We start from the raw sequence: 7,945 nt of genomic DNA, 5'->3' as shown, positions 1-7,945 counted from the left end.
TGGTTCGCAACCATTGATCTTGCCTTTCCCGGTGAACAGTTGCCGGTAATGGAGGGGAATTTATTGGCCTTCCATATAGTTGATAACAATGGCTTAAATTTAGAAGGGATTGCCGGGACAGCTTTGCTCATGGAAAAGTAGTTTCTACGCGGACTGAAGTGGTAGCGGTTTTAGAGACAGGGGAGCTTTACGTGATAGCCGATATGCGTGCGTGGCTTAAGGCGCGAGGCCACGGGGAATAACCGGAAGGCCCGCCGCCCGGCCTAAGGGGTCCAGGAGATCACGGCCCAGAGCGACGGTTTGATCCGTTCCAGGCGCCAGGTGCCGTCGGGCTGGGCGATCAGGCGGTCGTCCAGGTAGGATTCCAGTTTGGCCAGTTCAGTGGGGGTGGGATCATTCAGCATCCAGAGGCGGGAGGCGATGGCCGCCTGGCGGTTGGGGTAGGTTCGCTGGTTCTCCAGGCGGATAAAGTTCACCGTGGCCTGGATGCCCATGCTGTAAAGGATGTTGACGGTGATGATATAGTCGGGGCCGGGGGCGAAGGGGCGGCCCACGGCGGCAAAGAGATCGGGATCGAAGGGGCCGGCCCCCACCCGGTCGCTAATGATCGCCCGGCGGCCGGCCCAGCGGTTGATCTTGCTTAAGGCCCCCCGCAGATCATCCACCGCCAGCGAGCGGGAGGCGATCACCACCTCATGGCGGGGAATATTCAGTTGCTCCCAGTCATCTTCCCAGGCGGCCTGGACGGTGCGGATATTATCCAGCCCCTGGCGCTGCTGTTCGCGGGTCAGTTCCGCCAGCATGGCGGCCGAGTAGTCGATGGCGGTTACCGCCTTGACCCGGCGGGCCAAAGGCAGGGCGATGGTGCCGGGGCCGCAGCCGGCGTCCAGCACCGTCCACTCCGGTTGCCAGTCGAACAGGGCCAGAAACTGCTCGGTGTAGGGGGAATCCAGGTTGCGGGCGGCGAAATCGGGGGCCCGCCGGTCCCAATCCTTACGGCTGCGGCGGGGCCGCGATTTCTGGCGGCGCTCCTCCTGCCAGATCTCATCCCAATCCAGATCGCGGTAGCGCATGGCCCTTTTTTCCTACCTGGCGGTGAGCCGACTGATGATGACCGTGTGCTCCTCGTCGTCGGACTGCATCCGCCGCCGACTCATGGCGATCTCGAAATCCGGTTCGGCCAGGGTCAGGAAGGGGGAGAGGCTTTTGCGCCGGATATCGTGGGCCAGGTAGATGGTGCCGCCCGGGGCCAGCAGTTTTTTGAACAGGCTCAAAAGTGGTGCGAAAAAATCCTCCCGGAAGAGGATTTCGGCCCCGATGATCGTGGAAAATTGGGGCAGCTTGGGCGGTTTGAGCCAATCCAGCAGCAGATGCTCCACCCGCTGGGCCACCCCGCTGGCCTCGGCGCTGACCCGCTGAAAATCCAGGATATGGGGCTCGTAATCGCTCAGGGTTACCTGATGACCGGCGGCGGCCGCCGCCAGGCCCGGCAGGCCCAGCCCGGCGCCGATTTCCAGCACCCGGCCGTTCTCCTCCGGCGGCTGGGAGGCGATGAAATCGGCCAGCACCACCGAGGCTTCCCACAGTTTCACCCAGAAGGGGAATTCGCTGACCTCGGCAAAGGGGTCCTTGCCCTTGAGCAGACTTTCCAGGTCGGCCACCTGGAGGACTTGCAGGGCATGGCCGCGAATGGTCAGGGGGTTCAGCTCGACCCGGTGGGTTTGGCGCAGTTTGGTCAGCAGGGCGGCGGTGGCCGGCTTAAGTTCCTTTGCGGTGGTCATGGCTTAACCCAGCACTTCCTGCAACGCGCGTTCCAGGACCGTGATATCGACGTAGCCGTCGTAGCGTTGGACGATGTTGCCCTGGCGGTCAACCAGAAACGAGGTGGGAATGCCGAAGACATTGCCGAAACTCTTGGGGGTGTCCGGGTCGCTCATCGCCACCGGATAGTTGATCCCCAACTCGGTCATGAAATGGCGCACCGTTCGGGTGTCGCCCTGGTCCACCGAGATCCCCAACACCGTGAAGTTGCGGTCGGCATACTTGTTCTGCAGGGCGATCAGGGTGGGGACCTCCTGGCGGCAGGGGGCGCACCAGGTGGCGAAAAAGGTGATCACCATCGCCTGGCCCTGGAAATCCCGGCTATCGATGGGGCTGCCGTCCAGGGCCGAGGAGAGGGCAAAGGCGGGCATGGTTTCCACCATGGTGAACTGCTGTTTGCGGTCGGAGCAGCCAATACCGGCGACCAGCAGAAGAAGAAGCAGGATCAGGCCCAGCGCCGGCAACAGCGCGAGGCGGTTAAAGGGGGTGATGCTGTTCATGGGACCTCCGTGGGTGGTTTTTTTAGATCGGTCCTATATACAGCATCACCGGTTAAATGCCAATGCGGTTATAGAATGTTGCCCCGCACCCCGATCACCACTTCCTTGACCGGAATGCTGGTGCCGGCCCGCTGCTGGGCGGCCTGGATGATGCCGCGCATGCTGCCGCAGCAGGGCACCTCCATGATGGCGATGGTGATGCTTTTGATCCCGGCATGCTGAAAAATTTCACTGAACTTGGCCACGTAGGACTGGGCGTCGTCAAATTTGGGGCAGCCCAGCAGCAGCGTTTTGCCGGGCAAGAGTTCCCGGTTGAAGCTGGGGTGGGCCGCCGGCGCGCAGTCGGCGGCGATCAGCAGATCGGCGCCCTTGAGAAAGGGGGCCTCCGGCGGCACCAGGCGGATCTGGATCGGCCAGTGGGTAAGGGCCGAGGCGCCACTTTCGCCGGTGGCCGCCGGGGCCGGGGCGCCCGCCATGCTGCGCGGCAGGTTGGCCGCCTGGCAGGGGGTGGCCGGGCTGAAACTCTGGATGTGGCTGGAAGCGCAACCGCAATCCATGGTGGCCGGGGCCGAAGCGGCCTTGGCCGCCTGCTGGCTGGCCAGCAGGGCCTCCACCGCCGCCTCGTCGAAATCGTCGGCCTGGCGTTCCACTACCTTCAGGGCGCCGGTGGGGCAATCCCCCAGGCAGGCCCCGAGGCCGTCGCAATATTTCTCGGCGATCAGCCGGGCCTTGCCGTCGATAATCTGCAGGGCGCCCTCGGCGCAACCCGGGACGCACTGGCCGCAGCCGTTGCACAAATCTTCATCTATCTCAATAATCTTGCGTAAAACTTTCATGGGTTGCATCTCCTTGGGTTTAGCGGTTCGTCGCCGGTTGCTCGGTTTGCTGGTGGGCCTCGGCCAGGGTTAAAAGGTTGGGGTTGCTCTCCTGGGCCTGGGGCGCGTAAAGATGGCGGATGGCGGCGCAAACCTCATCGGCCAGACCGGGGTTGGCGTCGAGCCCGGCCAGCAGGGCTCGGATCTCCTGCTCCCGCTCGGCCTCGTCGGCCGCTTCCGACCGGTAAATCGTGTGCAGATAGGCGGCGATATTCAGCACCGCCGGGTTGGTTCCTTCCCGGCTTGGGGCCAGCTCGGCGGCCCGGCGGGCCACCCGGCCGGCATGGCCGATGGCCTGAAAATCCTGGCCCAGGCGCCGCTTGATGGCCACCGCCACCTGCTCAACCAGCTCCTCCTGCTTCTTTTTCAGCAGCTCGGGGGGCAGCTCGCCCAGGCACTGGGCGGCGTAGGGACAGTAAGAAGCGCACCCGAAATCGATCTGCGGGTTGAGCATCCGGTGGCCGCAGTTCTTGCAGACCCGGGTGGAATCATCCTTGAAAAATTCCAGGGGGTGGCCGCACTGCTCGCAGGCGGTTTCAAAAACGGCGTTGCCGGTCCAATAGCGACTGTCCTGTCCGGGGCATTGCATAATCGTTTTCCGTTTAACTTTTCAGTGGGCTTGATCGCGTAAAGTACGGCCCGGGGCTGAACGGCGCTCTGTTTTCGCGGGTTTCGGCCACCGCCGGGCACATGGAGGTGCAGGAGGCGGTGGTCGCCTCGGAGGCGGGCAGGAGGCCCGCCGAGAATGAGCGAAAACAGAGCGCCGTTCAGCCCCTTTACGGGCGTTGGCAACTACCCCAGAATAGCCTTCAGATCCTCATCCGGGGTGGTAATCGGCTTGATGGCGAAATTCTCCACCAGCACGTTGAGCACATTGGGGGTGATGAACGCCGGCAGACTCGGTCCCAGGCGGATATCTTTGATCCCCAGGTGGAGCAGGGTCAGCAAAATCGCCACCGCCTTCTGCTCGTACCAGGAGAGGACCATGCTCAGGGGCAGATCGTTGACCCCGCACTCAAAGGCGTTGGCCAGGGCCACCGCGATCTGGATCGCCGAGTAGGCGTCGTTGCACTGGCCCACGTCCAGCAGGCGGGGAATGCCGCCGATATCGCCGAGCTGCTGATCGAAGAAGCGGAACTTGCCGCAGGCCAGGGTCAGGACCACGCAATCCTTGGGCACCTTCTCGACAAACTCGGTGTAGTAGTTGCGGCCCGGCTTGGCGCCGTCACAACCGGCCACCAGGAAGAAGTGGCGGATATCCTTGTTCTTGACCGCCTCGATCACGGTGCCGGCCACCCCCATTACGGTGTTGCGGGCAAACCCGACCATCACTTCACCCTTGTCGGAATCGGCGGTGAAGCCGGGCAGGGCCAGGGCCTTGTCGATTACCGGGCCGAAATCCTTGCCCTTGCCGGCGCAACCCAGGCCAACGGCATTTTTAACCTTGTCCAGCAGCGAGGGGCAGCCCTTGTCGTCGATATGGGCCACGTTGGGCCAGCCCACCAGGCCGGTGGTGAAGATGTTGCTCTGGTAAGAGTCCTGGGGCTTCTGGATGCAGTTGGTGGTCATCAGGATGGCGCCGGGGAACGCGGCGAACTCCTTCTGCTGGTTCTGCCAGGCGGTGCCGTAGTGGCCGTGGAAGTGGGGATACTTCATCAGCTCCGGGTAGCCGTGGGCCGGCAGCATCTCGCCGTGGGTGTAGATGTTGATCCCCTTGCCCTCGGTCTGCTTGAGCAGCATCTCCAGGTCTTTCAGGTCATGGCCGGAAACCAGGATCGCCTTGCCCTTCTTGGCGCCCAGGGGCACCTTGGTGGGAACCGGATGGCCGTAAGCCCCGGTGTTGCCGGCGTCCAGCAGCTCCATGGCCCGCAGGTTGACCTCGCCGCACTTCAATACCATCCCCACCCAGGCCTGGAGGTCCATATCCTTGCGGAGCAGGGCGGCCAGTCCTTCCTGAATGAAGGCGTAAACCTTGTCATCCTCCTGGCCTAAAATCTTGGCGTGATCGGCGTAGGCGGCCACACCCTTGAGGCCGAAGAGCAGGATATGCTTCAGCGACTGGATATCGGCGTTGTCGTCGGCAGCGTTTTTCATGTCGATCTCCTCCCCCTGCCTGACCAGGCCGTCCAGGTCGGCGGCGGGGGCGAAGGAGGCGGCGGCTTCGGTAAAAGCGGTCTGGCCGCCGGCGGCCTTGACTTTGCTCTTCAGGGCCTCGCGCAGGGCCACGGCCCGCTTGATCAGGGCCACGAAGCGCTGGGGATCGAAGTCGACGTTGGTCAGGGTGGAAAAGGTTCCTTCACAGGTGAAGAGGTTGACCTCCTCATCCACCACCCCCACCTTGCGGCCTTCCACCGCCACCAGGGCCAGCCCCTGCAGAGCGTAGATCAGCAGATCCTGCAGGGCGGCCACTTCCGGCTTCTTGCCGCAAACGCCCATCACCTTGCATCCTTCCCCTTTGGCCGTCTGTTCGCACTGGTAACAAAACATGTTCGATCCTCCGTAATGGTTTTTAAAACGGTGATCCGAAGAACCGCCTCCGGATCCGGTTTATCGTGCTGTTGAGGGCTACGATACCGTTGGATGGATCTTGAAACCTTGACCTAGGTCAACGGCGACGATTTTTTTTCAGTAGGGGATTTTATCGGGCATTTTTTCCCACTGCCGGAACAGGGGCAGGGCTTCTTCCCGCATCAACTGATGCATGGGCAGGTCCCGGTCCGCCGGAGGGCGAGCCAGCTCCTGGTAGATGTGCAGGTCGGCAAAGCCGATGGCCGCCGCGTCGTGACGATCGGCGGCGTAATAGATCGCCTTGATCCCGGCCCAGTAGGCGGCGGCCAGGCACATGGGGCAGGGTTCGCAGTTGACGAACAGGCTGGCGCCCTCCAGGTTGAAATCCGCCAACCGGCGGCAGGCGTCACGGATCGCCTCCACTTCGGCGTGGGCGGTGGGGTCGTTGCTCGAGGTGACCCGGTTCCAACCCCGACCCAGGATCTGACCATCCCGCACCACCAGGGCGGCGAAGGGACCGCCTTCCCCCTCGGGCAGCCGGGCGGCGGCCAGGGCGATGGTTGCGGCCATCATTTTTTGTTCTTCCATGGTCAACTCCGCAAAAAAGGGGGGCGGATCGTTGTTAACGTGCTACAATTACCGACCCTGAAGGCAGGGTATCACAAACGGGGATCAATAATGAACGGTTTTTTTATGGCGGAATATGTCGTACTGGTCGCCGCTGCCTATCTCTTGGGCGCGGTTCCCTTCGGCCTCCTTTTCGGCAAGCTGGCCGGGGTGGATGTGCGTCGCCAGGGCAGCGGCAATATCGGGGCCACCAATGTGGGTCGGCTGCTGGGTAAGAAGCTGGGCCTGCTGACCCTGGCCGCCGATATGTTGAAGGGGGTGGCGCCGATGCTGGCGGCGGCCTGGTGGACGGCGGGCCAGGAGGGGGGGCACTACCTGGTGATCTTCTGTGGCGGCGCCGCCTTTTTGGGTCATCTTTTTCCGATCTGGCTGGGCTTCAAGGGGGGCAAGGGGGTGGCCACCGCCCTGGGGGTTTTTCTCTACCTGGCCCCCTTGGCGGCCCTGGGGGCTTTGGCGGTATTCGTCCTGGTCCTGATCAACTGGGGCTACGTCTCCCTGGCCTCGCTGAGTGCCGCGTTATTGATGCCGGGCCTGATCTGGCTGCTCTATCACGGCGGGGCCAGCGGCGAGGAGGGGCTGGCCGGGCTTTGGGGCGCGGCCGGCCCGGAAACCCTGCTGGCCCTTTTGTTCGCGGTGCTGATCTGGCTGAAACACCGCGACAATATCGAGAGGCTGTTGCGGGGAGAGGAAAAAAGCTGGCGCCAGGCTAAAAAGTGACGACTTAAAATCGTGGGGGGTGATCGGCACATCCTTGTGCCGTCATCAGCGGCAGCCCGGCTCAGCCTTCCTCGGTGGCGAAGACCGGCCAGCAGGGATCGTATTTTTCCGGGTCGAGCAGGACCTGTTTGGCCAGGCGGGTGGCCGGATTGATCACCAGCGGTCCCAGCAGGTTGGCGGTCATTGCTGCCGGTTTGCCTTTGGGGATGGCCAGGATCAGCAGCATCTCCAGGCCTTGGTCGGCGACATCGCCCAGTTCCCGCAGGGCGCCCAGGGGAATTTCCGGCTCATAGAGGGGAACCAGTCGTTTGGCCTCGATGACCACGAAGGCCAGTTCCGGGTTGTCCAGCGACTGCAACCACATGAAAGGCGATTTGTTGCTGTGCTGGCGCAGGGCGAAGTGGCGGGTTTCAGGGAAACCGGCAAGGGCACTGGTCAGGGTGATTACCTTCTCCTGGTCCACCACCATTTCGCCGAACCGGCTGCTCCGGATGATCGTTGCTTCGCTGGGCTCTGCTATTTTCATCGCTGCCTCTACCATTAGTTACCTCCGATGGGGATTGCGGTTGCGGACCCCTTGGCCCGTTGCTGCCTGCCTACTCTTTATCGGCTTTTTCGCCCCTTTCCGTTAATTTGAGGGAGAGATTTTCCAGGTCGATGGGACCGCCGGCGGCGGCCTGGCGGTTGGCGGCCAGAATGCGCTGGTAGATCTCTTCCCGGTGGATCGGGATCTCGGTCGGGGCTTCCACCCCCAGCTTGACCTGGCCGTTTTTAACCTCCAGCACCCGGATGGTGATCTGGTCGCCGATGGCCACCGCTTCACCCAGTTTTCTCGCAAGTACCAGCATTTTTGGCGCCCTCCTGGCTTTGTTGGCGGCGAACCACTCCTTGGTCGCC

At 62.8% G+C, this 7,945-nt stretch carries 10 protein-coding genes; 1 reads left to right on the top strand and 9 read right to left on the bottom strand.

Going from position 1 to position 7,945, the window contains the following annotated elements; genetic code table 11:
• Window positions 1–263: 263 nt before the first annotated feature.
• The 7 genes from ACHHRT_RS09735 to ACHHRT_RS09705 all read right to left on the bottom strand — a co-directional run bounded on the left by ACHHRT_RS09735 (window position 264) and on the right by ACHHRT_RS09705 (window position 6,292).
• A complete protein-coding gene (locus ACHHRT_RS09735) occupies window positions 264–1,073 on the bottom strand; it encodes a class I SAM-dependent methyltransferase (protein ID WP_395499575.1) in 810 nt (269 codons plus the stop codon).
• A 12-nt stretch (window positions 1,074–1,085) separates the two neighbouring features.
• Complete coding sequence (locus tag ACHHRT_RS09730; RefSeq protein WP_395499574.1) at window positions 1,086–1,781, bottom strand: class I SAM-dependent methyltransferase; 696 nt, start codon at window positions 1,779–1,781, stop codon at window positions 1,086–1,088.
• A gap of 3 nt (window positions 1,782–1,784) precedes the next feature.
• Window positions 1,785–2,321: a TlpA family protein disulfide reductase gene (locus tag ACHHRT_RS09725; RefSeq protein WP_395499573.1), complete on the bottom strand. Its 537-nt coding sequence runs from the start codon at window positions 2,319–2,321 to the stop codon at window positions 1,785–1,787.
• Between the two features lie 68 nt (window positions 2,322–2,389).
• The gene (locus ACHHRT_RS09720; protein ID WP_395499572.1) at window positions 2,390–3,157 is read right to left on the bottom strand and encodes an ATP-binding protein; all 768 of its coding nucleotides are present in this window, start codon (window positions 3,155–3,157) and stop codon (window positions 2,390–2,392) included.
• A gap of 19 nt (window positions 3,158–3,176) precedes the next feature.
• Window positions 3,177–3,785: a phosphohydrolase gene (locus ACHHRT_RS09715; RefSeq protein ID WP_395499571.1), complete on the bottom strand. Its 609-nt coding sequence runs from the start codon at window positions 3,783–3,785 to the stop codon at window positions 3,177–3,179.
• Between the two features lie 203 nt (window positions 3,786–3,988).
• Window positions 3,989–5,683, bottom strand: coding sequence for a hydroxylamine reductase (gene hcp, locus ACHHRT_RS09710; protein ID WP_395499570.1), 1,695 nt, complete (start codon window positions 5,681–5,683; stop codon window positions 3,989–3,991).
• 138 nt (window positions 5,684–5,821) lie between these two features.
• Complete coding sequence (locus ACHHRT_RS09705) at window positions 5,822–6,292, bottom strand: nucleoside deaminase (protein ID WP_395499569.1); 471 nt, start codon at window positions 6,290–6,292, stop codon at window positions 5,822–5,824.
• A gap of 90 nt (window positions 6,293–6,382) precedes the next feature.
• On the opposite strand from ACHHRT_RS09705, the gene plsY reads away from it, so the two are divergent.
• Window positions 6,383–7,048: a glycerol-3-phosphate 1-O-acyltransferase PlsY gene (gene plsY / locus ACHHRT_RS09700; RefSeq protein WP_395499568.1), complete on the top strand. Its 666-nt coding sequence runs from the start codon at window positions 6,383–6,385 to the stop codon at window positions 7,046–7,048.
• A gap of 61 nt (window positions 7,049–7,109) precedes the next feature.
• On the opposite strand, the gene fliW is transcribed toward plsY, so the two are convergent.
• Together fliW and csrA are read right to left on the bottom strand one after the other, a co-directional pair.
• On the bottom strand, window positions 7,110–7,574 hold the full coding sequence (gene fliW / locus ACHHRT_RS09695; RefSeq protein WP_395499567.1) for a flagellar assembly protein FliW: 465 nt from the start codon (window positions 7,572–7,574) through the stop codon (window positions 7,110–7,112).
• A gap of 70 nt (window positions 7,575–7,644) precedes the next feature.
• Window positions 7,645–7,896 carry a carbon storage regulator CsrA gene (csrA, locus tag ACHHRT_RS09690; protein ID WP_395499566.1) on the bottom strand — a complete coding sequence of 84 codons (252 nt, stop codon included), beginning with the start codon at window positions 7,894–7,896 and terminating at the stop codon, window positions 7,645–7,647.
• Between the last annotated feature and the right edge of the window lie 49 nt (window positions 7,897–7,945).

It is taken from the genome of Desulfurivibrio modestus (assembly GCF_044068625.1).
In the GTDB taxonomy this organism is placed as follows: Bacteria; Desulfobacterota; Desulfobulbia; order Desulfobulbales; family Desulfurivibrionaceae; genus Desulfurivibrio.
Note: the sequence above shows the minus strand (reverse complement) of the source record. Positions and strands in the feature narration are given on the sequence as shown.

Excerpts from the sequence above, each read along its gene's own strand:
- ACHHRT_RS09705 (WP_395499569.1), bottom strand. The coding sequence starts at position 6,292 with ATGGAAGAACAAAAAATGATGGCCGCAACCATCGCCCTGGCCGCCGCC.
- fliW (WP_395499567.1), bottom strand. The coding sequence starts at position 7,574 with ATGAAAATAGCAGAGCCCAGCGAAGCAACGATCATCCGGAGCAGCCGG.
- ACHHRT_RS09730 (WP_395499574.1), bottom strand. The coding sequence starts at position 1,781 with ATGACCACCGCAAAGGAACTTAAGCCGGCCACCGCCGCCCTGCTGACC.
- ACHHRT_RS09720 (WP_395499572.1), bottom strand. The coding sequence starts at position 3,157 with ATGAAAGTTTTACGCAAGATTATTGAGATAGATGAAGATTTGTGCAAC.
- hcp (WP_395499570.1), bottom strand. The coding sequence starts at position 5,683 with ATGTTTTGTTACCAGTGCGAACAGACGGCCAAAGGGGAAGGATGCAAG.
- csrA (WP_395499566.1), bottom strand. The coding sequence starts at position 7,896 with ATGCTGGTACTTGCGAGAAAACTGGGTGAAGCGGTGGCCATCGGCGAC.
- ACHHRT_RS09725 (WP_395499573.1), bottom strand. The coding sequence starts at position 2,321 with ATGAACAGCATCACCCCCTTTAACCGCCTCGCGCTGTTGCCGGCGCTG.
- plsY (WP_395499568.1), top strand. The coding sequence starts at position 6,383 with ATGAACGGTTTTTTTATGGCGGAATATGTCGTACTGGTCGCCGCTGCC.
- ACHHRT_RS09735 (WP_395499575.1), bottom strand. The coding sequence starts at position 1,073 with ATGCGCTACCGCGATCTGGATTGGGATGAGATCTGGCAGGAGGAGCGC.
- ACHHRT_RS09715 (WP_395499571.1), bottom strand. The coding sequence starts at position 3,785 with ATGCAATGCCCCGGACAGGACAGTCGCTATTGGACCGGCAACGCCGTT.